The sequence below is a fragment of the Leeuwenhoekiella palythoae genome, assembly GCF_020310025.1.
GTDB classification, from domain to species: Bacteria; Bacteroidota; Bacteroidia; order Flavobacteriales; family Flavobacteriaceae; genus Leeuwenhoekiella; species Leeuwenhoekiella palythoae.
Genome location: NZ_CP084318.1, coordinates 3939633 through 3966515, shown reverse-complemented (window position 1 = coordinate 3966515; position 26883 = coordinate 3939633). Strand labels below are relative to the sequence as shown.

Annotated in this window: 24 protein-coding genes; 8 read left to right on the top strand and 16 right to left on the bottom strand. The window is 41.4% G+C overall.

Features of this window, described 5'->3' with window-relative positions; genetic code table 11:
• Window positions 1–37 precede the first annotated feature (37 nt).
• The 4 genes from LDL79_RS17035 to LDL79_RS17020 all read right to left on the bottom strand — a co-directional run bounded on the left by LDL79_RS17035 (window position 38) and on the right by LDL79_RS17020 (window position 3640).
• Complete coding sequence (locus LDL79_RS17035; RefSeq protein ID WP_225598618.1) at window positions 38–1270, bottom strand: DUF1015 domain-containing protein; 1233 nt, start codon at window positions 1268–1270, stop codon at window positions 38–40.
• 39 nt (window positions 1271–1309) lie between these two features.
• Complete coding sequence (locus LDL79_RS17030; RefSeq protein ID WP_225598617.1) at window positions 1310–1720, bottom strand: hypothetical protein; 411 nt, start codon at window positions 1718–1720, stop codon at window positions 1310–1312.
• Between the two features lie 63 nt (window positions 1721–1783).
• On the bottom strand, window positions 1784–2671 hold the full coding sequence (locus LDL79_RS17025; protein WP_225598616.1) for a 3-hydroxyacyl-CoA dehydrogenase family protein: 888 nt from the start codon (window positions 2669–2671) through the stop codon (window positions 1784–1786).
• Window positions 2672–2809: 138 nt separating this feature from the next.
• Window positions 2810–3640 (bottom strand): SAM hydrolase/SAM-dependent halogenase family protein, encoded by an 831-nt coding sequence (locus LDL79_RS17020; protein ID WP_072982349.1) that lies wholly within the window; start codon window positions 3638–3640, stop codon window positions 2810–2812.
• A gap of 110 nt (window positions 3641–3750) precedes the next feature.
• On the opposite strand from LDL79_RS17020, the gene LDL79_RS17015 reads away from it, so the two are divergent.
• The 3 genes from LDL79_RS17015 (at window position 3751) to LDL79_RS17005 (ending at window position 7276) form a co-directional block, all read left to right on the top strand.
• A complete protein-coding gene (locus tag LDL79_RS17015) occupies window positions 3751–4704 on the top strand; it encodes a PhoH family protein (protein WP_072982347.1) in 954 nt (317 codons plus the stop codon).
• Window positions 4705–4720: 16 nt separating this feature from the next.
• On the top strand, window positions 4721–5674 hold the full coding sequence (locus LDL79_RS17010) for a phosphoribosylaminoimidazolesuccinocarboxamide synthase (protein ID WP_225598614.1): 954 nt from the start codon (window positions 4721–4723) through the stop codon (window positions 5672–5674).
• A 228-nt stretch (window positions 5675–5902) separates the two neighbouring features.
• Window positions 5903–7276, top strand: a complete 1374-nt coding sequence (locus LDL79_RS17005; RefSeq protein ID WP_225598613.1) for an alanine/glycine:cation symporter family protein — start codon at window positions 5903–5905, stop codon at window positions 7274–7276.
• 140 nt (window positions 7277–7416) lie between these two features.
• Here LDL79_RS17005 and LDL79_RS17000 read toward each other — a convergent pair whose 3' ends face one another.
• The 11 genes from LDL79_RS17000 to LDL79_RS16950 all read right to left on the bottom strand — a co-directional run bounded on the left by LDL79_RS17000 (window position 7417) and on the right by LDL79_RS16950 (window position 18166).
• Complete coding sequence (locus tag LDL79_RS17000; RefSeq protein WP_225598612.1) at window positions 7417–8406, bottom strand: alpha/beta hydrolase; 990 nt, start codon at window positions 8404–8406, stop codon at window positions 7417–7419.
• Window positions 8407–8707: 301 nt separating this feature from the next.
• Window positions 8708–9163: an RDD family protein gene (locus tag LDL79_RS16995; protein WP_225598611.1), complete on the bottom strand. Its 456-nt coding sequence runs from the start codon at window positions 9161–9163 to the stop codon at window positions 8708–8710.
• A gap of 8 nt (window positions 9164–9171) precedes the next feature.
• Window positions 9172–9573: a hypothetical protein gene (locus tag LDL79_RS16990; protein ID WP_225598610.1), complete on the bottom strand. Its 402-nt coding sequence runs from the start codon at window positions 9571–9573 to the stop codon at window positions 9172–9174.
• Window positions 9574–9684: 111 nt separating this feature from the next.
• Window positions 9685–10005: a hypothetical protein gene (locus LDL79_RS16985; protein ID WP_225598609.1), complete on the bottom strand. Its 321-nt coding sequence runs from the start codon at window positions 10003–10005 to the stop codon at window positions 9685–9687.
• A 72-nt stretch (window positions 10006–10077) separates the two neighbouring features.
• Window positions 10078–11178 (bottom strand): toxin-antitoxin system YwqK family antitoxin, encoded by a 1101-nt coding sequence (locus tag LDL79_RS16980; protein WP_225598608.1) that lies wholly within the window; start codon window positions 11176–11178, stop codon window positions 10078–10080.
• Window positions 11179–11378: 200 nt separating this feature from the next.
• Window positions 11379–11873, bottom strand: a complete 495-nt coding sequence (locus LDL79_RS16975; RefSeq protein WP_225598607.1) for a hypothetical protein — start codon at window positions 11871–11873, stop codon at window positions 11379–11381.
• A 2-nt stretch (window positions 11874–11875) separates the two neighbouring features.
• Entirely contained in the window at window positions 11876–12289 is a 414-nt protein-coding gene (locus LDL79_RS16970; RefSeq protein ID WP_225598606.1) for an STAS-like domain-containing protein, read from the bottom strand.
• Window positions 12289–12552: a hypothetical protein gene (locus tag LDL79_RS16965; protein ID WP_225598605.1), complete on the bottom strand. Its 264-nt coding sequence runs from the start codon at window positions 12550–12552 to the stop codon at window positions 12289–12291. Before LDL79_RS16965 ends, LDL79_RS16970 begins: the two co-directional genes overlap by 1 nt.
• 182 nt (window positions 12553–12734) lie before the next feature.
• Entirely contained in the window at window positions 12735–13331 is a 597-nt protein-coding gene (locus LDL79_RS16960; RefSeq protein WP_225598604.1) for a hypothetical protein, read from the bottom strand.
• A gap of 161 nt (window positions 13332–13492) precedes the next feature.
• Window positions 13493–14467: a hypothetical protein gene (locus tag LDL79_RS16955; RefSeq protein WP_225598603.1), complete on the bottom strand. Its 975-nt coding sequence runs from the start codon at window positions 14465–14467 to the stop codon at window positions 13493–13495.
• Between the two features lie 1602 nt (window positions 14468–16069).
• Window positions 16070–18166 carry a thioredoxin domain-containing protein gene (locus LDL79_RS16950; protein ID WP_225598602.1) on the bottom strand — a complete coding sequence of 699 codons (2097 nt, stop codon included), beginning with the start codon at window positions 18164–18166 and terminating at the stop codon, window positions 16070–16072.
• A gap of 244 nt (window positions 18167–18410) precedes the next feature.
• On the opposite strand from LDL79_RS16950, the gene LDL79_RS16945 reads away from it, so the two are divergent.
• The 3 genes from LDL79_RS16945 to LDL79_RS16935 all read left to right on the top strand — a co-directional run bounded on the left by LDL79_RS16945 (window position 18411) and on the right by LDL79_RS16935 (window position 22476).
• A complete protein-coding gene (locus LDL79_RS16945) occupies window positions 18411–19211 on the top strand; it encodes a 2Fe-2S iron-sulfur cluster-binding protein (protein ID WP_072982333.1) in 801 nt (266 codons plus the stop codon).
• 97 nt (window positions 19212–19308) lie between these two features.
• Window positions 19309–20301, top strand: a complete 993-nt coding sequence (locus tag LDL79_RS16940) for an FAD binding domain-containing protein (RefSeq protein ID WP_225598601.1) — start codon at window positions 19309–19311, stop codon at window positions 20299–20301.
• A gap of 15 nt (window positions 20302–20316) precedes the next feature.
• Window positions 20317–22476 (top strand): xanthine dehydrogenase family protein molybdopterin-binding subunit, encoded by a 2160-nt coding sequence (locus tag LDL79_RS16935; protein WP_225598600.1) that lies wholly within the window; start codon window positions 20317–20319, stop codon window positions 22474–22476.
• 93 nt (window positions 22477–22569) lie between these two features.
• Here the strand turns inward: LDL79_RS16935 and LDL79_RS16930 are convergent, their stop codons facing one another.
• Window positions 22570–23601 (bottom strand): XdhC family protein, encoded by a 1032-nt coding sequence (locus tag LDL79_RS16930; protein WP_225598599.1) that lies wholly within the window; start codon window positions 23599–23601, stop codon window positions 22570–22572.
• 215 nt (window positions 23602–23816) lie between these two features.
• Between LDL79_RS16930 and LDL79_RS16925 the strand changes: the two genes are divergently transcribed.
• Together LDL79_RS16925 and LDL79_RS16920 are read left to right on the top strand one after the other, a co-directional pair.
• Complete coding sequence (locus LDL79_RS16925) at window positions 23817–25658, top strand: glycoside hydrolase family 15 protein (RefSeq protein ID WP_225598598.1); 1842 nt, start codon at window positions 23817–23819, stop codon at window positions 25656–25658.
• A 64-nt stretch (window positions 25659–25722) separates the two neighbouring features.
• Window positions 25723–26844, top strand: coding sequence for a formylglycine-generating enzyme family protein (locus LDL79_RS16920; RefSeq protein WP_225598597.1), 1122 nt, complete (start codon window positions 25723–25725; stop codon window positions 26842–26844).
• The last annotated feature ends 39 nt before the right edge of the window (window positions 26845–26883 follow it).

The window sequence follows — 26883 nt, the reverse complement described above, 5'->3', positions numbered from 1 at the left end:
TGACGTAAAGGTACATATTTGTAACGGGCTATGCTAGCTAGAGAAACTCATAAATCGTCACTCCGCTGCGCAGTTTAGGCTGAATAAAAGTAGATTTAGGAGGCATAGTAAGTCCTTCATCAGATATGTCTTTGATTTGTTGTACCGTAGCCGGAAACAAGCCAAAAGCGACAGCATATTTACCACGATCTACTTTTTCTTTAGCGCCAAGCATATCATTTTTGCCTTTTCCGTAGGCTAAACGTGCATCTTGTCGCGGGTCTTGTATTTTTAAAATAGGGCTAAGTACCAGGTCGAAAAGTATCTGAGCATCTAAACCTTCTAAAGCATCTTTAAAATTTCGATAGTGTTTACGCAATTCTAAAGTGTAAAAGTCACCGTCGAGATACATACTAAAGTGATGCACTTTTGAAGGCTGAATATATTCATCGCCACGATTTTCAATTTTAAAGATCGAATCTAATTTGATCAGGAACATATCTTTATCCATTCCGCAGAGATCGGTGATCATCCTGCTAAACGCGTGGATGCGCAAATGCGACTCGGGAATGATATACGTCATAAAATAGTCGTGCGCATCACCCGCTAAATCCGAAGCATTCAAGTCGTCTGCTAAGAGTGCAGACGAACTCGACCTATGATGTCCGTCTGCAATGTACAGTTCGGGCATATCGCCATAAATCGTCTTTATTTTTTCTATGAGATGTTCCTCGGTTACCGGCCACAGATAGTGCGTATCACGGTAGGTGGTTGTGAATTCATACTCCGCTCGAGCACGCATCACTTCTTCAAACATAGCGTTCAACGGTATATAATCAGGGTGGGTGAGTAGCACCGCTTCGGCATTGAATCCTGTGGTTTTCAGGTATTCTTTAAAGACTTCTTCACGCGCTTTAATCGTGTTTTCGTGTCGCTTGATGTGATTGTTCTTATAATCAGCAACACTAGCCGCGCCAATGATCCCGGTAAAACTTTCAGCGTCCCGATTCACGATCTTATACACATAAAACACCGGTTGTTCCTCTTTGATAAAAATACCTTCTTCCTTAAACTCCAGATACCGGTTGCGCACGAGTTGAAAGCGCTCTTGACCGCTCAATTCTTTATGGTATTTATACCCGGGATTCACAATGTGTAAAAACGAATACGGATTGTTGTCTAAACGGGCTTTACGCTCGGCTTTGGTGTACGTGTCATACGAGCGCGAGGCAATTAAACTCACCTTGTCTCGGGTAGGGCGTACGGCTCTAAAAGGAATGATCTTTGGCATTTTAAAGTATTTAGCTGAAAGGCTTCAGCCCAAAGTTGCTTATAATTTTATTAAATACGCAACTTCAGCTTTTAAAGAATAATTCTCTTCCCCCAAAAAGATCAATGTATCCCCTAAAGCCTTCTTCACTTCGTCATAATTGCGCATATGAAAGTTGCAGCAACAAGCCACGCGTTTTCCGTTTTTGATAAGATGTATATACTTTTTAGAATAGTATTCCATTTCAGTAAAGCCGTCTAATTCTTCTAAATCGAAATGTAGCGCATAACCAATGCCGAAAAACGAACGCTTTTCGATTTGATTCTCAGACAGAATAAATACATCTGCACGTTTTCTGAATTCCGTTAGAAGAAAAAGCAAACAGAAAAAAAACAAACCCAACATAGTATAAAGACTGAAGGTGCTTAATGTTGGAAATTGCTCAGTTAAAACCAATATACAGACTGCCATTAAATAAATAATGGTTACAAAACAGAACACGCCCAGCAAGGCAATTTTGGACTTTACCACAAATTATTGAAATTGAGCGGATACCGTTTCAGCTTTTCTGCTTTCACTGTAATCATAAAAACCTTCACCTGACTTGACACCGAGTTTTCCGGCTCTTACCATATTTACGAGTAACGGACAAGGCGCGTACTTCGGATTTTTAAAACCTTCATACATTACCTCTAGAATAGACAAACACACATCCAGACCAATAAAATCTGCTAATTGTAAAGGTCCCATAGGGTGCGCCATTCCTAATTTCATCACCGTGTCGATCTCACGCACGCCGGCAACACCATTGTATAAGGTTTCAATGGCTTCGTTAAGCATCGGCATCAGGATACGGTTGGCCACAAAGCCCGGATAATCATTAACAGGAACAGGAGTTTTGCCCAACTGTTCGGCGAGTTTGGTCACAGTCGCTAAAGTTTCCGGCGAAGTATTGTACCCGCTAATGATCTCCACGAGTTTCATCACCGGCACCGGATTCATAAAATGCATCCCGATCACTTTATCAGCGCGTTTGGTGGCAGCAGCGATCTGAGTGATGGAAATCGAACTCGTGTTACTTGCCAAAATGGTATTGGGCTTGCACAGCTCTTCAAGCTTTTTAAATATATCCAGTTTAATATTGAGATTCTCGCTGGCAGCCTCAACGACCAGATCAGCTTTGGTAACACCTTCTTTAAGATCGGTAAGCAAAGCAATATTGAGCAGGGTTTCGTTTTTTTGCGCTTCGGTAAGCACTTCTTTAGCCACCTGACGATCCAGATTTTTGGTAACGTTGGCGATTCCGTTTTTCAGCGCCGTTTCAGAAATATCAATAAGGCTTACTTTAAAACCGTGTTGGGCAAACGTATGTGCAATGCCATTACCCATAGTTCCTGCACCAATAACTGCAATATTTTTCATGAATTCGTTGTATTGTGAGAATTCCGTTATTCTTATGGAATTCTTTGATTTATAATAAAATACTTAAAAAGGTTGCGATACTTAGCATCCCAACCCTCGTAAATTTACGAATTTTATAATTGAAGCTGTGCGTGTCTTTTACTCAAAAGTAATACTAACGGCATCACGATAATCCAGACCAAATAGGGTAGAGGCACTGCCCACTGTACTCGGATTGCTTTTGTAAATCGCGAGTTCAAGATAGCCCGACGAATTGAACAAGGCGATCTTTTTACCATCTTCTTCCCGTTTGCTTTTTTCGATCTCAAAATTGATCGCATCGCTATAATGCTGGTGGATCTTTTTAAACATCGCACGCCGTGCCTGAATGGTAAACTTGCGGCCTTTACCAACATCTTCAAAAAGTCTTTTGGTGATGTTGGTGATCACATTTCCGTAGTTATCAACATAGATCACATTCCCTATAATGCCTTTTTGGTCGCTGTTGATCACCGGCATAATCCCGGTGATTTCTTTGATCTCTTTGATGGGTTTTCCAATCACACCCAGCGTACCTCCACGGGCGATATGACACGCTACCTGAACAAAAACATCAAGCTCGGTAAAATTGGTTTTAATACGATCGTGAATGTTGATCTCGACGACTTCTTCAGGATTGATGGTCTTGGTGATCATAGACATAATCCCGTTGTTAGCACAAATAAAATACTGGCCTTCAAGCTTTACTGCAATATGCTTATTCTCGGGATTTTGCTCAGAATCGATCCCGATAATATGTATGGTACCCGGTGGGAAGTTTTTATACGCGTTCTGAATGATGTACGCCGCTTCGGTGATATGAAAAGGCGATACATTGTGCGAGATATCAACAATTCTGGCATCAGCCATTTCGCTATAAATAGCCCCTTTAACCGCGCCGGCAAAATGATCTTTTAAGCCGAAATCTGTGGTTAATGTGAGTATAGGCATAGGTGGTATTGTTGATATTTTTAGGGAGGATAGTTACTAAATTTGGTTACATTTGTTAGAGCACAAAACTAAAGATAATTAACTAGTTTTTTTATAAAATTCTTCCGCTTTTGAACGAACTTATCATCGAACTTTCAGAGATCACACCAAGGGAATTCTTTGGTCAGAACAACGCCAATATAGAACTTCTTAAGAAGTACTTTCCTAAATTAAAACTGGTCGCCCGGGGCAATCATATTAAGGCCTATGGCGACGAAGATCTTCTCGAAGAGTTTGATAAACGCATCACGATGTTGCTGGAGCATTTTGCGAAGTACAACAAGCTTGACGAAAATATGATAGAGCGGGTGCTTACCAGCGATAGCCGTGAAGATTATGAGACTTCTCCCCAAAGCGGTGAAATTCTCGTACACGGCGTTGGCGGAAAACTCATCAAAGCACAAACGGCAAACCAGCGTAAACTGGTAGATATGGCACGTAAGAACGATATGGTGTTTGCCATTGGTCCTGCGGGAACAGGTAAAACCTATACTGGTGTAGCCCTTGCTGTAAAAGCCTTAAAGGAAAAACAAGTAAAGCGCATCATTCTCACCCGTCCTGCGGTCGAAGCAGGGGAGAACCTGGGCTTCTTACCGGGAGATCTTAAAGAGAAATTAGATCCGTATATGCAGCCGTTGTATGATGCGTTGCGTGATATGATTCCGCACGAGAAGCTGGAGAGCTTTATCGAGAAAGGCGTGATCCAGATCGCTCCTATGGCGTTTATGCGTGGGCGTACTTTAGATAATGCGTTTGTGATTCTTGATGAAGCGCAAAACACCACCCACGCACAGATGAAGATGTTTTTAACCCGTATGGGGAAACACGCCAAATTCTTGATCACCGGTGACCCGGGACAGATAGACCTTCCGCGTCGCGTGATCAGCGGACTAAAAGAAGCGCTTTTGGTACTTAAAGATGTTGACGGAGTAGGGATGATCTATCTGGATGATAAAGATGTGATACGTCACCGTCTCGTGAAGAAAGTGATCGCTGCCTACAAAGCCATAGAAAACAGAGATTAAACCTAGAATACATACAATGTCAAATAAAACCATAACGGATACAAATTATACTTTTCCGGGACAAACTGATGTTTATAAAGGTAAAGTGCGCGAAGTGTACAGCCTTGACAACGACCTTTTGGTAATGATCGCAACAGACCGCTTAAGTGCGTTTGATGTGGTGATGCCTAAAGGAATCCCGTACAAGGGACAGATCCTTAACCAGATCGCGACTAAAATGATGCGCGATACCGAAGACCTGGTCCCTAACTGGCTGGCAGCGACGCCAGATCCTAATGTGGCGGTAGGGAAGAAGTGCGAACCCTTTAAAGTAGAGATGGTGATTCGTGGCTATATGAGCGGGCACGCGGCTCGAGAATATAAAGCCGGAAAGCGTATGCTGTGCGGTGTGCCGTTACCGGAAGTAATGAAGGAAAATGATAAGTTTCCGCAACCTATTATTACCCCGGCGACTAAAGCCGAAATGGGCGATCACGATGAGGACATCTCTAAAGAAGATATTCTAAAACGCGGAATTGTCTCTGCGGATGACTATGCGGTATTAGAAGATTATACCCATAAGCTTTTTCAGCGTGGGACGGAGATCGCTGCCGAGCGTGGACTCATCCTCGTAGATACCAAATATGAGTTTGGTAAAACGGCCGAAGGGGAGATTGTACTCATTGATGAGATTCACACCCCAGATTCGTCACGCTACTTTTATGCAGATGGCTATGCGGAGCGTCAGGAAAAAGGCGAAGCGCAAAAGCAATTGTCTAAAGAGTTTGTGCGCCAATGGCTTATCAGCAAATGTTTTCAGGGCTTAGAAGGACAAACCTTGCCGGAGATGACTGATGCGTATATTGAGACCGTTTCTGAGCGTTATATCGAGTTGTATGAGAATATTACCGGCGAAACTTTTGTAAAGGCAGATCTTTCGGATATTGACAAACGTATTGAAACCAATGTGTTGAACTACTTGAAGGCATAAGGTTGAGAGCAATCTAAATATTTACAAACCGAAAAGAGGTAGTACTCTTTTCGGTTTTTTTTGGCGCAATCAAATAGGAGTAACCTATCCCGATAGCTATCGGGATGCCTCGAACTTAGAATTTGTTTTTAACGCGTTCCTGAACGTTTTGCCGTGAGGTAGCGTATTAGCGCCAAAAGGAATAGTGTTCAAAGCATACTTCCTTTTAAATAATTAACTTACACCTCTATGGACGTATTGAATCAATGGATCGCTGAAGCTGCCTCATTTGTATGGGGTTTGCCACTCTTATTTTTATTAATTGGCGGCGGACTGTTTTTATTAGTCTATTCGCGGTTTCTTCCCTTTAAATATTTTGGGCACGCCATTCAGGTGTTGCGCGGCAAGTATGATAATCCTGACGATCCCGGGGAGATCAGTCACTTTCAGGCGTTGATGACGGCTTTGTCGTCTACCGTAGGGATGGGCAATATTGCGGGTGTTGCTGTAGCCATAGCGGTAGGTGGTCCCGGTGCGGTGTTCTGGATGTGGATCAGCGCCTTAGTAGGAATGAGCACCAAATTCTTTACTTGTACCTTGGCTATTTTGTTCCGAGGAAAAGATGACTCGGGAACGTTGCAAGGCGGACCTATGTATTTTATTACCGAAGGTTTAGGCAAAGTCTGGAAACCGCTGGCGGTATTCTTCAGTATTGCCGGACTCGTGGGCGCGTTGCCGGTGTTTAACGTAAACCAACTCACGCAAGCCGTAAATGATATTTTACTGGTGCCTAACGGAATTGAAAAAGGCTTTGCTACTGATCTGAGCATCGGTATTGTACTGGCAGTCATTACCGGGATCGTGATCCTGGGCGGACTCAACCGCATCAGCAAAACGGCGAGTAAAATGGTGCCTGCGATGGTGGTGCTGTATTTTGTTGCGGTGCTGGCAATTTTATTTATAAATGCCGCTGAGGTACCGCGCTACCTGCAGCTTATTTTTACCGATGCGTTTGCAGCGAAAAATTACACTGGTGATCCTATGTTTGGCGGAATGTTAGGCGCTTTGATCATTTTGGGTATTCGGCGGGGTGCGTTTTCTAATGAAGCAGGAATTGGTACCGCACCTATGGCACACGGCGCCGCAAAGACCGAAGAACCCATTCGTGAAGGACTTGTGGCGATGCTGGGTCCGTTTATAGATACCGTGATCGTGTGTACCCTGACAGCCTTGTGCATTTTGGTGACCGGGGTTTGGCAAACCAGTGAAGCCAATGGGGTAACCCTTACTGCTAAAGCCTTTAGCGATAGTATTCCGGGCTACGGACCCTATGTATTATTGGTGTGTATCGCAGTGTTCAGTATCAGTTCGTTATTCAGCTATTCGTACTACGGCTCTAAATGTTTGGCCTTTATCTTCGGAACGCGCCACAAACACTGGTACAATTATTTTTACATCGCCAGTATTTTAATCGGTGCGACCACTTCGCTGGATCTAATGATCAACCTGATCGATACCTTTTTTGCATTAATGGCGATCCCAACGATGTTGGCTACGCTTATCCTCGCTCCTAAAGTAATGCAACGGGCACGACAGTATTTTATGAGCCTAAATAAGGTTTAAAAGAGGTATGCGATGAAATCGCGCACCAACACTAAATTAGAGCGCCATACCATCGCTCACCAACTTATGGTTTCGATTTATATACTAAATACGCTTCTTAAAAGTCTTTGTGTAAAAAGGTTGAGAGGTTTAGGACTTTTCTAGATCTTTTCTTCCAACAAAAGCTCCCTAATCTGCGTCAGTACTTCTTCATTTTTTATGATATTTAAATGATTGGCGTTAGGGATGCGTAGCACCCTAGTGTATGCCGCGGAGGGTTCAAAGACTTCCTGAAAACGCTCCGGGTAGAAGCTTTCATCGGCATTGCCTACGAAAACCAGAGTTGGTGTTTTTAGTTTAATAATATCGTGCTTGTAATGCGTAGGTGCAAAGTTCACCGCCATACGGTAGGAATAGGAAGATGCTTGTAAAGAATCTTCGTAAGCTTTTGGCCGATTGAAAAAAAGCACCGGTTTATCGTTGTATGCTGTAAACCCAATACCATTAAGCATCGCCAGACCCACCCAACGTTTTACACCTACGCTTACCCAGCCACCGCTGTTTTGTTTTACTGTAGGAGCATCGTGCCCCAGGTAGGGAGCGAGTAAGATCGCTTGATCCACTTGAGGGTGTTTTGCGCTTGCAAGATACCGCAGGACCAGACCACCACCAGAAGAGTGCCCTGCGAGAACAATCTTCTCAGCTTGCAGTTCGTGCTGTGCATAAAAGAGGAAGTCTTCCAGATCTTCTTCGAGTTGACCTATATGATTAATATCAGGGTGTTGTTGTAGATTTCGGCCGTGGCCTCTAAGGTCGGGCGTAAGTACCGTAGCCAGATCTTCTTGTGCAAGCCTGCTGGCTAAGCTTTGCAAATACCTGCTTTCAGAACCACTGCCGTGTAGTAAAAGCAGCACCGTTTTAGAATTTGCAGCGTAGCGTCGGCTGAACAAGGCAGCACCATCACGCATGCTAATCCATTCTTCGTGATACGCGTAGGTCTTTACCGCTACGGTATCTATAGAAGTATAATCATAGTTCTTGGCGGGTACTTTCTGCGGAATAGGCCAGTTGATCAATACCACTACCGCGATCAGATACAAACACACATTAACTCCTAAAAATACAAGTATACGCTTTACTATTTTCTTCATCCTTCCTGTTTTAGAAGTGACGAAGCTAGCACGTGAGCCCTGCTTCGGGGAATAAAAGATCCTCAATTGTACAGTGGTTATGCCGAACCGTGTTTTTTAGGGCTTCAGAAGGAGTTTACATAATGCCAGCCTTAATCGTTTCGCACGATAATTCGGCTTTTTACTGCAAAGTCATGCAGCGGGCGCGGCAGTATGTTACGAGCTTGAATAAAACCTAAAAGAGGTACGCGATGCAATCGCGCACGCACCTCAAAGTAACTTTAAAAGTCGTATAAAACTTCTGCTTTGACGTAAGTCCGTCTCAGGATCTTGATGTAGCAGGCTTTTCCAGCGAACTCATTTTAACCACAATAGTCTTGGCCCAAAGATCTCCAAAGCGTTGACATTTTTCAGTGCGTTTTAATAAGAGTATGGCAGGCAATCCGAAAAAAGATAGATCAACCAGATCTAAGAAATGCCTTTTAAAGGACTCTGAAAAGCTGAGCTTGCGATTACGACCATTTTGAGGAATAGCTTTTAAACCTACAATAGAGTTGCCTAAAGTACCGCCCAATCCACTTTCTAAGCCAACGGTCATCAACAACCAAAACGCTATAGGAATAAGCATAGGAAGCCCTGTGATGCTATAGCCACCCAGAGGTGTAGGTGTACCAAAACTCATCAAAAAAACATAGATAAACGTGTAGATGAGACCATAATCAATAAGCGCTGCCAGAATGCGTCTAACAATATGAGGTTGGTGATTATAATCTTTCATGTTTTATTTTAGCCTTTACACATTTTCCCAATCTGCTCTTGCTTTTCACCATTAGGCAAGTTCAAAGTCGCTTTATACGTCATACAGTTTCCACTGATATTAATTTTTTGTATTAGCAGTCCATTGTTTTCGCTCATAAGTTTAACCTTTGTGTCTTCTAACAAAGATTTAGTACGATCATAGTTAATTCGGTATGTACAATCATCAATCCATTCAATAGTGATATGAGTCGGGTGCGCATTTTGCTCACTAAATTCTAATTGAGAGTTTTCTTTGCGCACAATGGTTGTATATATAGAATTATCATCGTTCATAATATAAAAAGTACCTGTTTTAAAATCCTTACACGTCAAATTGGGTTGACACGCGTTAAAACCAATAAAAATTAAAATTAAGAGTACTTTCTTCATTGCTGTTCTGAGTTTCCTAATACAAAGGTTCTTCGTTGATTGTTGGTTAAAGGTAATTATTTTGAAATGCCAAGGCATGCTATAAACACGTTATCTCATATACCAGTCTTCTTATTCCCCAGATCCCAATTCTTCAACACCCAATTGGGGAGCTTTACTTTCCCAGCTTCGTTTATAATAGTAATACAATAAATACGTGCCGGCAATACCAAAAGGAAGCAGCATCAAACCGAATAAAAATTCATTGATAGTATCTACAGCGCCCGGCCAGATCAGCTCTATAAAGATACCCATCAAGAAACCCGAAACTACTGCACACGCATAATAGGTAACGATTCCCAGAATCGCATATCCCCATTTGCTTTTACCGTGCGCTTCTGCGAGTTTATAATAATATTTTCCGATCCAGTAAAGTAGTAGTATTCCTAGCATAAGAAGAATAATTTAAATGTTGTGGCAAGCTTTTTATTTTCAATAGTATTGTTTTGTTCTGAAACAGATCTTTCAATAATCTTTTCTAGAACCTTCGATGACTTCTCCTTTTTCATCGTACTCCCAAGACCTTAATAATTTCCCTTGCTCATCCCAATCTTTATAAACGCCAGTATTTAAACCATTAACTTTATACAATTCCGAGCGTAATGTGCCATTCTTGTAGTAATATCTGATATGCTCTTTTTTTTGATCAGGAAAATACAAGTGCTCGTCATTTTTAATTCCGTTTTGGTAATAGGTAATGTTAGAAAGGAGTTCTCCCTGTTCATTAAATATACGTTGAATCCAAAGGCTTGGCTTAGCCAGGATGCTCTTGGCTTCTTTCATAGCTACGTTGTTCAGGTCTGAATATATTTTTAAACTCATATAAGATGTGTCGATTTCATGCCAAATGAGTGTGGTGTCAACAGGAATATTATTTTTAAACGTTTCAGTTTTGGTCAGCTGCTCTTTATCAGAATACCATTTAAATTTTCCGGTTTTTGCGCCATTGTTATACTGTTGAATACTTTGAAGCGTTTCATTAGGATAATATAACAACCGCTTACCGTTTAGTACACCATTTTCATAATGCTCTTCCACTTGTTTGCTTCCATTAGGATAATATACAATGCGCGCTCCTTCGTAGGTAGGTTGGTTTATTTTTTTATCAAAAACCTGTTGTAGTTTTTTCTTTAAAGTGGGCTGATTAGGGTACTTCAGATCCTCATAGCCATTGGCTCGTTTGATTCTTTTTGAACGTGTACAATACCCTGTAATTAGCTTTTTTTTATGTTCATCATAGTACCCGAAAATGATCCATTCTTCATCAGCACGTTCAACCAGATCGCAAGAGGTCCAACCCCCAAGAGATGGATGAGAACCTGAGACAAGGATCTCTTTTATTGGTGCACCTTTATAAAGTTCTAAAAGTTCAAAGTTCATTTGGTGAATAGGCCATTCTGAATCAATACCGGCTGCGGCTTCTACACCCTTAATCTTTACGTGAGCTATAAAGCGATATTCTTCTAGATCTTCTTTCGTTTGGAAGTCAGGTTCATAGGCGCATTCACACGCGAGCATTTTAGCCCAACAAATAATCAAAAAGGGAAGTGTTAGTTTGAATTTCATAGATTCTTAGTATTGTGTAGCCGCCTCTTTTAAAAGTCCTAAAGCGATCTTATCTTTAAAAGCACTCTTAACCTCAATAGCAAGATCATCTGAAAAAAGTGCCGGTCCCCAAGTGCCCATGATTTGTGTTTTGCTAGAAGTAATTATTCACTATAAAGAGTTGGACTAGGGGTTTTCATGGGATACATTGCTATATGCAGTTATTTTTTATCGTTTATTTCTATAATCAGTTTGTTAAATTTAAAGTTATTATTCTGTTGAAACTGAAGTATCTCTTTTAGAGAACTTTCTTTTAGAGGAAAACATTTATTTTCTTTAAAGTTTTCATTGAATTCCTCTTGTTCTGTAACTATATTTCTTAATTCAATTTGATAATTTCTCAAAACATCTTTATCAAGACCGTATTTTTGGTTAATTATTTCCATAACATCTTGAGTTTTTATGTTCATTAATTTAAACCAAGGAAGAATTTGTTTTGGTCTTAATTTACCTTGGTAAAGTTCATTCAAAAACTTTTTGTATTCACTGCGTAAGTCTTTGACTTCTTGAATTAAGTGGTCTTTTAAGTATCTTTTGTTAGCAAGATTGTTTTGTAAAGTCTTCACAATCCAAATAGCAAGAAATGAGTTTATTATGACTCCTATTATTGCAATTATGTCACTTGCTTCTAGGGAAATAGAACTGGAACAATACATAATTAATCGTTTTTACTAGATAACTTACCATCAACTAAACTAAACCAATCTTTATGTTTTTTAGTTTTTTTTGGTTCGTCATTATTATTTCTTCTTTCTTCCCATTGAGGAAATGTTTCAGACAATATCATCTCTTTTAAGTCAGGCTCTTGTTCTGAGATAATTTCTAAAAGATTATTTACTGCGTCAATTCCAAAATCGTATATTAAATTCCCAAAAGCTTCATCCAAAAAAGATGGTGCGTAACCAGCTGTAAAATCAAGATTTACAACTAATCTTTCTTTCTTTTCATAAGAGTTTTTAAATGCGTTATTTAGTACTGAATGATAATATTCTTCTCCAGAATCGTCACTTACAGAACAATGACGTAAACCTGGATATTCAGTAAAATCTTTTATATATATTGTATTTTCCATTAGCTTGCTTTTAAGATTGTATTTGCAGTAACCTCCCATCTATATAGAGTTCCACGAAATTCGTGTTTATCTAGAAGTTCCGATTTAAATTCATTATCATAATGTAAGATTACGTTATTAGTAACTACTTTGAGATTTTGTATTATTCCGATATCACTTCCATTTTTAATTGAAGGTAGTCCTTTATTTCTATTTACTTTTCTAGAACTAGAGCCATATTTTTTTATAAATGCACCTTGCAAAATTTCATCATCTTGTTTCATTAAAAATGTATCTCTTAGCTTATGCTTAAATTTTTTATTTAAGGTTTTTAAAATTCCTTTGCCAACATCAGTAATTGTAAAAATAGCTTTATCATCATCGTATTTTACGCCAAATAACCATTGTTTATTATATGTTTCAGCCCATTCAATTGAATTGCCACATATTTCTAAAAGTATAGTTCTTAATTTTGTAAATGACTTTCATTGCCAGTTAAATGTTTTACAACCTTGGATACAGTTTTACTGATACGAATATTATCTTCCCTAGTCAACATTTTTGAACCCTTTTCAATAAATAGTAAATCTGATTTTTCGGATTTCTTAAAAGGTTTACCATTATTGTCATACATAAAAGTTAATATTCCTGATTCAATAATCTGATTTTTACAATCAGGATTGTCTGGATAATTACCTCTTAATGATACACCTTTGGACTTTAAATCTCTAATTATAGCAATTAAAACACAAATAGAGCTATAGTCAAATTCTTCAACTTTCGAAATATCCATTTGTACAAAACAATTTAGACCCATTTTAGAAATATTTCGTTCTCTTCTTAGTTCACTGTAAAATTCCAATGATTTATGTGTTTCCGAAAGTAAGCAGATATTTTTAGGTGCAATCACTGGTTCTGCTTCTATAAATTCGAGTTTTGAATTTTTATAAATCGGTAATTTGTTTGGGTCATAAGGTTTGTTTCTTTTTGGTTTTTTTCCAAGCTTTTGGCTTCTTCTATCGTGCCATTTTTTATATTTAATTTTTTTGTAATTCTTTTTCATTTAGTTTGGCAAGTAATTGCTTACAACGGTCTCGGCTGTGAGTAGTTTAGTGGCCTAGCACTTAACTTTGCAAGTACACACCAAACTGAAAATTTGCAAGGATTTTCAGAAGTAGACGAGAACAAGCAATTACTTATAGCCATCGTTGTGCATATTTATTTTTAATTATTATTTTCTATATCAATGTCAATTGTTGGCTCTTCTTTTATCCTTGATAAAGTTACTTCCATATATGTTTCATTTGTATTTCCATATTTATCTTTTAGAACGACAGGTATTTGATTATAACCTGTCTTAAGCATCATATGTATTCTTTTGTAGAATTCTCCCTTTTTGAATTTTACTGATTTACCATTTATTTTTATTTCAGTCACGTCTCCATAAATTCGACCTTTTATTGGTACGCTGTAGCCTGAATAGTCATTTCCTTCAAAATCTTTAGTTGTTAAACAGACTAATCCTTCATATTCGTCATCTCCATCGAAAGAACAATATTCACTTTCTCTGAAAACAGGTGCTAATCCATCAGATTTGATACCTGCTAATTCATACATAAATAGCTCTTTGTTTTTGTCTCTTAATGCTAAATAAAAACCAACTAAACCGTTTCGACGAAGTGAAATTTCTTCAGTCCTTTGAAATAGATTTTCCTCATTTCTTTTAATCTTTCTGTCTATTGAAATTGGGTCGTTTAAAAATTCAATTAGCTCTTTTTCTTTTGGAAGACTATCAGAGTTAAAAATGTATCTTATCAACATTGCATCATAGCAGTCATTACAATTAAAGGATATCTCAAATTTTAGAATTTCGTCAGCACCATATGTTTCAGGGTCTTCAAATTTTGATTTTTCTAATTTTTCTAAAAAATAATCTGAATACTTGAAATCAGTATTTTTAAGATTTGGTTTAATATTAGCTGATTCTCCTTTTTTTAATGAATACTGGTCAAACATTTTAGTGTTTAGTATTAAATTATGCGAAAGTGTTTTTACAATTAAATTTTCAGGGAAAACTTTCGGGTTTAAAACAACTGATTTTGATTCGTTAGTTATTTTTTCTTCTGTAGTAAAGTCGTTTTTAGAATTATTTTTGCAAGAGGTAAAAATAATTATTAAGAACACTAAAATTTTCTTCATAAGATAGGTTTCTGTAATTGTGTACAACTCATTATACCAAGATAAATATACCCATTATCTCTTTATAAGTTTCGGGATATCAGCTATTTTATTAGTTTCAACAATATCGGTCTAAATATCCGACTAGGCTTACGGGATTCTGTAAATACGGTAAAAAGCACATTCTTCGGGTCAGGGTGCAGTGTGGGTCGTATTTGGTTCGGTAAACTCCCATTTTTTAAGAACAGGGTATTTTAAGACTCTAAACCTGCCGCTTATCGACCCGTTTTTGACCCGAACCAGTACCGAAGGAATACCGAACCAATACCGAAGGAAACCCCTAGAAATTTCGAACTTGCCTGCAACCCTATGCAAACCCTTCCCGAACTATGCCAAACCTTGCAATACTATGCACAAACAGCTGATTTTTTGTAAGGCATTTCGGGTTAAAGGTTGTGAGGGGGGTGTACAAGATTGCGGGATTGTGTGAATGTCCTAGCGTTGAATGGAGTGGTATTAACTCTCAATCATGTTTGTTCATTTTCTTTGCTTCTCCAAAGAAAACGAACCAAAAGGGGACTAAAAATTATATTCATAGTAACGATTCAAAACCGGCCTACTTTTTACATCTGTAGTAAAACAAGCAAAGCCTGCAGCGGTGGGTGCGGAGGATAGCCTAGCGCAGCGGTTAGCTATCCGCAGGATAAAGGATTTGTGTAGTTTTCAAGGATGTAAAAATAAGCCTAGACTTTTTTGTTTCTTTTTTGGGCGATGCAAAAAAGAAAGGAAAGTTGACTAGAAGTTTATTGTTTCAATTCATGTTTTTGTTCATTTTCTTTACTCGTCTAAAGAAAACGAACCAAAAGAAACGACGCCTTTTGGATAGGTATTTTTTGCTATCGCAAAAACCGCAAGCGCATCCCTAAATTTCTTCCAAGGCTTCAGAAATTCTTAACGGGATGCCCGTGCTATACTGACCAAAAGGAAACTAGACCCTTCGCGTATGAGTGTTCTAAGATTTAATAGGAGTAGGAATCAAACTCCCTTCTCTTGCGGGAGAAGGGTTGGGGATGAGGGCTTTTGATGCAGTGCGCACCAGATGCGATTTCTCGACTGCGCTCGAAATGACAAAAGGGTTCAAAATGACAAATGGATTCAAAAGCTACTTTTCTGTATAACACTTCGGGTTTAGGCATTATCAGTCATTTCGACTAGTCCCGATAACTATCGGGAAGATCTAACAACAAGCTAACAGAAGGGCTGGGGATGAGGGCTTTTGATGTAGTGCGCTCCAGATGCGATTTCTCGACTGCGCTCGAAATGACAATGCGTGCTCCTAACACGCGATACAATTCCCAATCTTTATAGGGACAAGCAGCGCAAAAACATTGGGAGAGGCAACTTGATCGAAATAATAAAAGCATCAAGCTGAACTAGTTTCAGCATCTCATCGCTGGGAGAAATATTTAATACAGAAAACCGGAAACAGAAAACCGGAAACTGCCAACTGCCAACTGTGAACCCGTATTTCTAATTTCTATTTTCGTATTTTAAAAACGTCTTTTCTCTCTGTTCTATTCTCTTTCATCTCAAGTCTCTCATCTCAAGTCTAACATCTCAAATCTAAAACCCAAACCCCTCCACAGCTTCTAATTGTTCTAAAGCTTGTGCTACGGTGGTGACGGGAAGTTTGCAGGCGCGGCCTTCGCAGACGTAGATATAGGTTTTTTTGGGTACAAAGCGGGCTTCAAATAGAGGGAGCTCGCTATCTACGGTAGTGCCTATAAGCAGGCGGTTGGCCACCGGTTGTCTGCTAAATTCGTCAATGCGTTTTACGGCATCAGGACCTACTACGGCAATTTCATAAAAGGGATAACTGTGCAGTATGCCCAGCGCGAGCCATTGGGTATAACTCCAGGGCTGCTCTTTTAGGTTGTCGTGCATTGCTAGGAGCATCGCTTCGGCCTGCTCAAGATAGGCGGTGTTGTAATTGAGATGCCCCAGTTTGAACAGCAACTGCGCCAGCAAGGCATTAGCCGAAGGTTGCACACCATCATTGGTCGTGATAATGTTGGTGATGAGTTCGTCACCGGTGTTAAAGGTATAAAAGGGCGAATTCGTAACTTTAAAATGCGTTTGGGTATCGTTGATGAGTTGGTTTAAAGTATCCAGATACTCCGTATTTGTGGTACTGCTGTACAGGTCCAGGGCAGCTTGACTCATAAACACATAATCATCTAAAAATGCCGGTGCTACATCGCTATGGGCTTTATACGAATGCATTAAGGTTCCGTTTTTGAAAGCATTTTGCATTAATACCGAGTAAAGCGCTTCAGCTTGTTTAAGATAATCGGATTGCTCAAAACTATGGGCTGCGGCCACCAAACCGGAGATCATCATCGCATTCCAGGGAACGATGATCTTATCATCGGCACGCGGCAGGCTTCGGGTACTGCGCATCTGTTGCAATTCGCTTTTCCATTGGGTGATGAGTTGGGCTAAATGTGCAGCAGAAAGCTTATGCGTTTCGGCAAAGGCTGCATCGGTTTGTGTAGGGAAGAGGTGTAGAATATCGGTCTCAAATCGAGAGAGCGGCTCTTTGGTATAATAGGCGTCAAAAAGTTCCTTTTCGGTAGTAATGTCGCTCTCCAGTTGATTGGCATTATACAGGTAATAGCCTCCTTCTTTGCCATCACTATCGGCATCCAGCGCGGCGATAAAGCTGCCTTCTTCCGTTTTGAATTGGTTGTTGAGAAAAGTGATGGTTTCTTCTGCGCGCTGGCGGTAGATGGGTTTCTCAAACAAGGTATAGGCTTTGGAATATACGCTAATAAGTTGGGCGTTGTCTGACAGCATTTTCTCAAAATGCGGAATCTTCCACAGTGGGTCTACGCTGTATCTAAAAAAACCTCCGGATACGTGATCATAGACGCCGCGCATTGCAATGGCATCAAGAGTTTGCTCTAAAAAGGCTTTAGATTTCGCATCTTGAGTAAGGCTCACATAATCGAGCAACAGGTTAAGGTGCGCAGGAAGCATAAACTTTTCAAAACCCTTGCGCCCTCCATTTTCCATATCCCATTCTTGTTGGTAGGTGTTGAACAGGGTTTCTACAAGCTGCGGACGGTACTGCACGCTGGTATTTGCCCCAGCCTGCTGTTGTTCTTCTTGAATTCCTGTAGTGAGGCGCTGTGCAAAAGCAGCCGCTTGTTCGGGTTTGTCAGCATAGGTTTTTGATAAGCTGTTGAGCAGCTGCAGCCATTCGTCTTTTTTGTGGTAGGTGCCGCCATACAAAGGTTTTCCATCGGGTAACACGATCACGTTCAGTGGCCAACCCCCTTTGCCCGTGATGAGTTGTACTGCTTTCATATAAACTTGATCTACATCAGGTCGCTCTTCGCGATCTACTTTGATATTGATAAAGTTCTGGTTCATCACCTGCGCCACATCTTCCTGCGAAAAGGTTTCTTCTTCCATCACGTGGCACCAGTGGCACGACGAGTAGCCTATACTTACCACGACCAGTTTGTTTTCTTCTTTGGCTTGGGCAAACGCCGCATCACTCCACGGCTGCCAGTCCACCGGATTGTGCGCGTGTTGCAACAAATACGGACTCGTTTCTTCTATAAGTTGGTTGGTGTATTTATGGGTTTCCTGAGCTGTAAGTACAGAAGTAGCCAGCAGCACAATGAACAATGGTAGGAAGAAACAGCGATGCATAGGTTTGAACGATTAAGTTTTAAAATTTCCGTATTAAAACTCATTTAGGCAAATCTTTAGGCTTGAAAGTTTATGACTTTTTAGGGATTTCCTTAAGAATGTTTTGGGAGCAGTGCAAAGGCCGGTGGCGACTATTATTGATATCTTGAAGACTTAAGGCTCGAAAACTGGCGTATTTAAAGGTGTACCGAATCTTTTGGTCTTCTTGATCACGCTAAAAACCGAAAAACTTCAACAGTAAACTATGAAAAAACAAAAAGCACATCAACCGCTAAAGGAAGCTCAACTCACTGATGATGAAGTAGAAATTCTTGATCAGCTGGGCATCTTTGGCGATTCGCGCCGAAAGTTCTTAGGGCAGATCTCTGCTGCCAGTATGAGCGTTATGGCTACGCCATATTTCTCTTCAGAATTGCTTGCGCAAACCCAAGCCGGAACCTCAAAAGACGATTTAGACGCCTTATTAAACAAGGTTGAAGTGAATCTACATGTTAACGGAAAGCAAAATCCATTGACACTTGATTCTCGTACTACGTTGCTTGATGCCTTGCGCGAACATTTGCAACTTACCGGGACAAAAAAAGGTTGTGATCACGGACAATGTGGAGCGTGTACGGTAATGATAGATGGTAAGCGTAAACTCTCTTGCTTGACGCTTGCAGCAACGTGTAAAGACAAAAAGATCAAGACCGTTGAAGGACTGGCCAATACTGCCGGTTTACACCCTATGCAAAAAGCCTTTTTAAAGCATGATGGCTTTCAATGTGGCTATTGCACCCCGGGACAATTGTGTTCGTCGGTGGCTTTATTAGACGAGGCTAAACAAGGAGAGGCCAGTTATGTTACCAGAGATTTTACAAAAGTGACCACCAACCTAGACCTTAGCGAAGAAGAGATCAGAGAGCGTATGTCTGGTAATATCTGTCGTTGTGGGGCTTATAACAACATTGTACAGGCTGTGAAAGAAGTGCAAAGTGGGGTTGAGGAGCAACCGAAATGGCGCTTTGCAAGTTTGGCTGAATTAAAAGAAGCCGGAGAACAGTAAATGAGTTCGTACACGCATACGAGAGATTTACAATCAAATTATAGGCGAGCCTTAGAGCAGTATTTCTTCGGTTACGCCAACAAACTAAAAAGTATTTATGAGACCTTTTAATTATATAGAAGCTAAAACAAGACAACAAGCCTTAGAAGCCGTACAGGAACAAGAGCACGCCAAATATCTGGGCGGAGGAACCAATCTGGTTGACCTGATGAAAGAGGATGTAGAGCGCCCTGAAGCTTTGATCGAAGTGGCCGATCTTGATAATGATACCATTACCTCAAATGCCGTGGGCGGACTCACACTTGGGGCGGCCCGAAGCAACGCTGCAACCGCAAATCATCCTGAGGTACGCAAGCAGTACCCATTGCTATCGATGGCGATGCTTTCGGCAGCAACTGCACAGATACGCAATATGGCCACCAATGGCGGGAATCTATTACAGCGCACGCGCTGTCCCTATTTCTTTGAGACTTCCATGCCGTGCAATAAACGCGAGCCGGGAAGTGGTTGCGGAGCACTGGATGGAGCCAATGCACAGCACGCGATATTTGGCTGGAGCAAAAGCTGTGTTGCGACACACCCTTCAGATATGTGCGTGGCACTTGCCGCGCTAGAAGCTACGGTAACCGTACAAACCCTAGACGGTAGCGAGCGGACTATTTATTTTTCAGATTTTCACCGTTTACCAGGTAAACAACCGGAATTAGACAATACCCTTGAACCTGGCGAACTCATCACAGCGATCGAACTGCCTAAACCCCAGTTTACCCAGCACTACCATTACTTAAAAATCCGGGAGCGGTCTAGTTATGCTTTTGCGATTCTTTCGGTAGCGGCAGGTTTAAAAATAAGAGGTGGTGTGATCACCGATGTAGGTCTGGCGATGGGTGGCGTGGCACATAAACCTTGGAAGCTTACCGCAGCAGAAGATTATTTAATAGGAAAAGAGCCTACTACGGAGAATTTTGAGGAAGCCGCACAATTGGCACTTGCCGATGCACGTACACTAGAACACAACGCGTATAAAGTCCCTATGGGAATTAAAGCCATTGTACGTACCCTAGAACAAGCCTATTCAAAAGAAGCCTAACCGAAAAACAACATTATGAATTTAGATACATCAAAAGGAACCGGAAACCCAATAGATCGGGTAGAAGGGAAGCTTAAAGTTACCGGAATGGCGAAATATGCCTCAGAATTTAAGGTCAAGAATCTGGTCTATGCACAAGGGATCAACAGTACGATTGCTAAAGGACGCATCACTGCTATTGATACGGCGGAGGCCGAAGCACAACCGGGTGTGCTTGCTGTGATCACCTATAAGAATGCAGAACGCTTGGCACAATACGATAAAGATTTACACCCGTTATCTACTACAAGTATTCAACCGGTGTTGCAAAGTGATCAGGTGCATTACTACGGAGAATATGTAGGACTCGTGGTTGCTGAAACCTTTGAACAAGCGCAATACGCCGCAAGATTGGTAAAGTATACGTATTCGCAAGAAACGCCGGATATTGACTTTGAAGCTTCAAAAGGAAAGGCATATACACCCACGGAGCAGTCTGATTATAGCAGAGGTAATGTAGCTGAAGGTCTTGCGGAGGCTGATGTTACGTTAGATGAAACCTATGTTACGCCCATAGAACATCACCATCCTATGGAATTGCATGCCATTATCGGATCGTGGAATGGCGGCAATGTACAAGCTTATGCCAGTCAGCAAATGATCGATAACGCAGCAACCACGATTGCCGACACCTTTCAGATCGATAAAAAGAACTTACGGGTAATGTCTCCGTATGTAGGTGGTGGCTTTGGTTCTAAACTTGCAGCCAAGCAGCACGTGATTTTGGCGCTTATGGCCTCTAAAGCCATTAACCGCCCCGTGCAAATGACGGTTTCGCGTAATCAAATGTTTACGAATACTAATATGCGTCAGCGTAACGAACAACGGATCAAAATAGGTGCAAAAAGCGATGGAACCTTAACCGCGCTTTCGCACGATACGCTTTCGCATACCTCAACCTATGAGCAATATCAAGAGGCCTGTGGGACAGTTACTAAGATGTTATATAAAACGCCTAATAACAGTGTGACGCACCGTTTGATGCCTATGAATTTGCAAACACCCTTTGCAATGCGGGCTCCAGGAGAAGCTACAGGAAGCTTCGCACTCGAGTCGGCTATGGATGAAATGGCTTTTAAGCTAAATATGGATCCCATTGCCTTTAGAATTAAAAATGATACACAGGTAGATCCCAGTAATGGCAAACCTTTTTCTTCACGTTTATTGAATGAATGTTTGCGTCTCGGGGCTAAAGAATTTGGATGGGAAAACCGCCCTCAGAAACCCGCATCAAAGTCTGAAGGTAATTGGCTGGTAGGTTACGGCGTCAGTGCAGCTTCTCGACGCGCACCTTATATGAAAACTTCGGCGAAAGTCATACTGGAGTTGAAAAACGATACCGTTTGGGCCACCTTACAAATGGATGCTACCGATATTGGTACAGGAAGTTACACCATACTTGCGCAAACCGTCTCAGAATATCTTGATATTCCGGTAGAGCAGGTAGATGTGGAATTAGGAGATTCTGAATACCCGGTAACGCCCGGTTCGGGAGGTTCTTGGGGAGCTGCTTCGTTTGCTAATGGGGCTCGTGCCGCGTGCGAACAAGCACTAAAAGACTTAAAAGATAAAGTCGGTGAAACTGCCGCAACGACTGCTGTTGCTTTAATGAAAGCCGCGCAATTAAGCACTTTGGAAGCCGAAGGCACTGCAGAACCTGACGAAGAGTATAAAGCGCACAGTGTGTTTTCTTTTGGAGCCAATTTTACTGAAGTGTGGGTAGATAAAGACACTGGTGTTTTTCGCATTAAGCGTATGCTTAACGTTGCAAGCTGCGGAAAAATCCTAAACCCTAAAACGGCATTCGGGCAGATTATAGGAGGTTGTGTGATGGGTGCAGGAATGGCAATTGCCGAGCGTACAGAAGTGGAGCCTAATTTTGGGAATTTCATCACCCGGTCGTTTGCAGATTACCATGTACCGGTAAATCTAGATATGGCAAATATTGATGTGGTGTATCTTCCTGAAGAAGATAAGATCGCTAATAAAATGGGGATCAAAGGTATAGGCGAACTTGGGATCACGAGTGTTGCGGCTTCTATTGCAAATGCAGTGTTCAATGCAACCGGTAAGCGTATGCGCGACCTTCCGTTAACGCCGGAGAAGATGATTGTAAAAAAAGAAGAAGCAGCTTAACGCTTTCTAATTTTAATATTGAAACGTCCTGTAGCTTAGTTATTGCAGGGCGTTTTTTTAAGGGTATTGTCAAAAGCATAATTACTATTGAGATCAGGCTTCTTTAGAAATCGATTTGATCTTATCGCGTAAGGAGGGAAGTTGAGTTTTACCACGTTTTAAAGCAAGCAGCTCTGCCAGAACCGCAAGGGCGATCTCTTGGGGTGTGATCGCTCCAATATCTAAACCTGCAGGGCCATAAATGCGGTCTAGCGCATAAGCATCTAACTCAGGCTTATAATCCAGTAGTTCGTTAAAAAGCTTTTCTCTGCGTTTAGAACTTCCCAAGATCCCGATATACTCCGGGTTTTTATCAATGATGTGCACCAGAAAATTAAGGTCTGTCGCATAATTATGATTCATCAGTACCACAGCAGATTCAGCATCGATGTGTAAACCCGATGCTTGTTCCGGAAGCAGATGCAAGACTTCGTGTACACCCGGAAAATTCGCTTTGGTTTTGGGATCTTTAGGAGAGGCGATCACACGCACATCCCACCCCATCTGAGCGCCTAACGTACCCAGTTGTACCGCATCGTGTTCGGCACCAAATAAAAACAACTGAAAAACTGCAGGCAAAACCTGAGTAAAGGTCTCAACCTTTACTGTGGATTGCACCTTTTCTTCAATAGAAGATAAGGCTAAGGTTTCCTCGTTGGCTTTTACAACAGTACCTAAGGGTAGTTCAAAAGCTTCGGTATTTTTAACAAAATAGGAAGTGAGCTGCAGGTCCTTACGTTGCTCAAAGATGTTAGTGAGTTTATTATAAATGCTTTTATCGATCTGTAAGGGTTCGATAAGAATATATAAAATTCCTTCACAGCCCAGGCGATACCGCCCGTCATAGGTCATCATTTTGGCTTTGCCGGTTTCAAATACCTCTTGTGCTTGAAAAACCACTTCCTTTTCAACACACCCGCCACTAACGGCACCGGTCATTGTACCGTTTTCAGCAATGAGCATACGCACGCCCGGTTTGCGATAAGATGAACCGTCAAGAGCCACCACACTGGCCATCACACAAGCCGTGTCGGTTTGAAAATAGGTATAAGCAGTTTGAATAAGGGTACGGAATTCGTGTGTCATAGCTAAGGCTGAAGTACAAAGTTAGGCATAAAGTATGCTTTAAATGTAAATGTGCATTGCCCGCGAGTGCTAAACTTATATTAATTGCAAGGCCGGGCATCCTAAAGTGCCACGTAGTCTAAGTTTTACCTTTATTTTAATAAAAAGCCCTGCGTTTATCTGTAAATTTTCAGATTGAGAATGATTCCAATAAAAAAATAAGCAGTACAAGTTTTATGAAAGAGCACAGCGGTTATCCCGGTATAGAAAGTTATGGTGTAATAGGAAATTGCCAGTCCTGCGCGTTGATCCAGCGGGAGGGCAGTATCGACTTTATGAGTTTTCCGGAATATGATTCGCACTCGGTTTTTGCAGCTCTTTTAGATCAGCGCAAAGGCGGAAGTTTTAACACGCCTCTGCAAGCGCCTTATGCAAAGTGTTTTCAGGAATATATACTAGATACCAGTGTGCTTACCACACGCTTTCTTTCTGATGATTATAATGTGGAGTTTACAGACTTTATGCCTATTCAAGCAGATGGCAGTGCTGAGGTTAATCAGTTAGTTCGTAAAATCAGCCTTATTCGCGGAAACCTCGATTTTGATCTTATTCTTGAGGTACTGATAAACTATGGCAAACTCACTACCCACGTTGAGGTTATTGATGAGTATACTCTGATTTTTAAAAATCAAGAACACGCCGATGCCTTGAAAGTACGGGCAACGTTGCCTATTACAGCGCAAGGAAGTATTAAAAAAAGCTTTGCCTTAAGCGAAGGGCAGGATGCTTATTTTATCATAGAAAGCGCCGATGCCCCGGCTTTAGATCATACGATTGAAGAAGAAATAGCATGTCTAGAGAACAAGTTGCACGCAACGTTAAAATTCTGGCATCAGTGGATCAAGACGTGTAACTATCACGGCGATTTTGCAGAGCATATGAAACGCTCGGCCATTACCTTAAAACTATTGACCAGTGCCAAATACGGTTCTACGGTGGCGGCACCTACTTATGCTTTACCTGAGGAAATAGGCGGTGATAAAAACTGGGATTACCGGTATGCCTGGGTGCGGGATGCCGCATTCACGATGTACGCCTTTATGCGTTTAGGCTTTCTTGAGGAAGCATCACAATTTATGAAATGGATCTACGACCGTATAGATATTGACATCAACGGCGGGGTGGAATTACAAATTATGTACCGAATAGACGGAAGTCGGGACCTTGAAGAAGAGGAGCTGGATCTGGAAGGGTACAAAGGCTCGAAGCCTGTGCGCATAGGGAATGCGGCCACCAGCCAAATACAATTAGACGTCTTTGGGGAATTGATGGATACCATTTATTTGTTTGATAAGTACGGTCAAAATGTGATGTACAGCTTTTGGCAGAATGTAGAAAAGCTGATTGATTATGTGTGTAAAAACTGGCAAAATGCAGATCACGGTATTTGGGAAGTGCGTGAGGTAAAACGGCATTACCTTTTTTCAAGGTTGATGTGCTGGGTGGCTTTAGACCGCGCGATTCGCTTGGTGCGTAAGCGCTCGCTACCTACCGATGTTAGCATTTGGGAGAAGAACAGAAACCTTATTTTTCAAGATATTTATGAAAATTTCTGGGATGAGGAATTGCAAAGCTATGTGCACTTTAAAGGAGCCAAAACTGTAGATTCATCACTATTGATGATGCCTTTGATGAAATTTATAAGTCCGTATGACAAGCGCTGGGTAAAAACCTTAAAAGTCATCGAAGAACAGCTGATCGTTGATGATGTTTTGGTGTACCGAAACTTGCATGATAGTATTCCGCATAAGGGAGATTCCGCAGAAGGATCTTTTACCATTGGTTCTTTTTGGTATATCGAGTGTCTTTCTCGAGGGGGAGAGATCGCGAGAGCAGAACGCTATTTTCAAAAGCTGATGAGTTACGGGAACCACCTCAAACTCTTTTCAGAGGAATTGAGTCCGTCTGGCGCGCAGCTGGGGAACTTTCCGCAGGGATTTTCACATCTAGGATTGATCAGTACGCTGTTTTCAATAGATCGCCAAAAAGGTCAAAATACGTTTGTTTTAAAGCAATAAGTCTACCTGAATTGATCAATGAGCACGCTTTATGAATCCTTAAAAACTCGTACTTTTGGTTGCTATGAAAGACCTCAGAGTAAGAGCTTGTATTGCGATGACCATTGCAGTTCTCGTAGTATCCTGTAAAGAGCGGGCAAGCGATAAAATAAATGCCGCAACAATTTCAAAAGAAATTACACAAAAACCACATGAACTTCTCGTAGCCCAACCCGATAGTATAAAAACTCCGGAAGGCATGGTTTGGGTTTCGGGAGTGGAATTTACTCAAGGAGCTGGTGCAGGAGATGCTTTGGCTTTGCCTCGCGAAAAGCCCGCACATCCTGTGGCAGTAGATGGCTTTTTTATAGATCAAACCGAAGTTACCAATGCGCAATTTCAAAAATTTGTGGACGCAACCGGCTACGTTACCCTAGCAGAACGCCCGGTAGATTGGGAAGCGATGAAAAAAACCTTACCACCGGGAACGCCAAAACCGGCAGACAGCTTGCTTCAGCCGGGCTCGTTGATCTTTGACCGCAGCGTCCAACAGGTTATAGACCTAAACAATTATACCCAATGGTGGGAGTGGAAGATAGGAGCAAATTGGAAGCATCCGCAAGGACCGGATAGTACAATCGAAGGAAAAGCAAATTATCCTGTGGTTCACATAAGTTATGAGGATGCTTTGGCGTATTGCAAATGGGCCAACAGGCGCCTGCCTACCGAAACAGAATGGGAAGCAGCGGCACACGGCAAACTGCCCGGCGGAATATATACTTGGGGAGATGATGCAACCGCCTTACCAGAAAAAGCCAATACCTGGCAAGGAACTTTTCCTACTAAAAATTCAGATGAAGACGGGTATGCTTACGCGGCTCCGGTCGCTTCGTATGCACCCAATTCTTTAGGTATTTATGATCTGTCTGGGAATGTATGGGAGCTTACTCAAGATTGGTTTTCTACACGCTATTATCAAGAAGTAGCGGGAAGTAAAAGCATCAATCCGCAAGGTCCGGTGGAAAGCTACAACCCTGAAAATCCCTATCAACCCGAAAAAGTAATTAAAGGCGGTTCGTTTTTATGCGACGATTCCTATTGCGCCAGTTATCGTATTTCTGCGCGTATGGGCCAAGCTTTAGAGTCGTCTTCAGATCACAGCGGTTTTAGAACGGTAGCGGATGTAAGGATGCTTCAAGCTGATTAAGATTTACACAGCGGTGGCGTTTATTATTTAAGAAAAGGA

Bases quoted from the DNA above. Each gene is read 5' to 3' on its own strand.
- LDL79_RS17035 (WP_225598618.1), bottom strand. From the start codon at position 1,270: ATGCCAAAGATCATTCCTTTTAGAGCCGTACGCCCTACCCGAGACAAG.
- LDL79_RS17030 (WP_225598617.1), bottom strand. From the start codon at position 1,720: ATGGCAGTCTGTATATTGGTTTTAACTGAGCAATTTCCAACATTAAGC.
- LDL79_RS17025 (WP_225598616.1), bottom strand. From the start codon at position 2,671: ATGAAAAATATTGCAGTTATTGGTGCAGGAACTATGGGTAATGGCATT.
- LDL79_RS17020 (WP_072982349.1), bottom strand. From the start codon at position 3,640: ATGCCTATACTCACATTAACCACAGATTTCGGCTTAAAAGATCATTTT.
- LDL79_RS17010 (WP_225598614.1), top strand. From the start codon at position 4,721: ATGTCAAATAAAACCATAACGGATACAAATTATACTTTTCCGGGACAA.
- LDL79_RS17005 (WP_225598613.1), top strand. From the start codon at position 5,903: ATGGACGTATTGAATCAATGGATCGCTGAAGCTGCCTCATTTGTATGG.
- LDL79_RS17000 (WP_225598612.1), bottom strand. From the start codon at position 8,406: ATGAAGAAAATAGTAAAGCGTATACTTGTATTTTTAGGAGTTAATGTG.
- LDL79_RS16995 (WP_225598611.1), bottom strand. From the start codon at position 9,163: ATGAAAGATTATAATCACCAACCTCATATTGTTAGACGCATTCTGGCA.
- LDL79_RS16990 (WP_225598610.1), bottom strand. From the start codon at position 9,573: ATGAAGAAAGTACTCTTAATTTTAATTTTTATTGGTTTTAACGCGTGT.
- LDL79_RS16985 (WP_225598609.1), bottom strand. From the start codon at position 10,005: ATGCTAGGAATACTACTACTTTACTGGATCGGAAAATATTATTATAAA.
- LDL79_RS16980 (WP_225598608.1), bottom strand. From the start codon at position 11,178: ATGAAATTCAAACTAACACTTCCCTTTTTGATTATTTGTTGGGCTAAA.
- LDL79_RS16975 (WP_225598607.1), bottom strand. From the start codon at position 11,873: ATGTATTGTTCCAGTTCTATTTCCCTAGAAGCAAGTGACATAATTGCA.
- LDL79_RS16970 (WP_225598606.1), bottom strand. From the start codon at position 12,289: ATGGAAAATACAATATATATAAAAGATTTTACTGAATATCCAGGTTTA.
- LDL79_RS16965 (WP_225598605.1), bottom strand. From the start codon at position 12,552: ATGAAACAAGATGATGAAATTTTGCAAGGTGCATTTATAAAAAAATAT.
- LDL79_RS16960 (WP_225598604.1), bottom strand. From the start codon at position 13,331: ATGAAAAAGAATTACAAAAAAATTAAATATAAAAAATGGCACGATAGA.
- LDL79_RS16955 (WP_225598603.1), bottom strand. From the start codon at position 14,467: ATGAAGAAAATTTTAGTGTTCTTAATAATTATTTTTACCTCTTGCAAA.
- LDL79_RS16950 (WP_225598602.1), bottom strand. From the start codon at position 18,166: ATGCATCGCTGTTTCTTCCTACCATTGTTCATTGTGCTGCTGGCTACT.
- LDL79_RS16945 (WP_072982333.1), top strand. From the start codon at position 18,411: ATGAAAAAACAAAAAGCACATCAACCGCTAAAGGAAGCTCAACTCACT.
- LDL79_RS16940 (WP_225598601.1), top strand. From the start codon at position 19,309: ATGAGACCTTTTAATTATATAGAAGCTAAAACAAGACAACAAGCCTTA.
- LDL79_RS16935 (WP_225598600.1), top strand. From the start codon at position 20,317: ATGAATTTAGATACATCAAAAGGAACCGGAAACCCAATAGATCGGGTA.
- LDL79_RS16930 (WP_225598599.1), bottom strand. From the start codon at position 23,601: ATGACACACGAATTCCGTACCCTTATTCAAACTGCTTATACCTATTTT.
- LDL79_RS16925 (WP_225598598.1), top strand. From the start codon at position 23,817: ATGAAAGAGCACAGCGGTTATCCCGGTATAGAAAGTTATGGTGTAATA.
- LDL79_RS16920 (WP_225598597.1), top strand. From the start codon at position 25,723: ATGAAAGACCTCAGAGTAAGAGCTTGTATTGCGATGACCATTGCAGTT.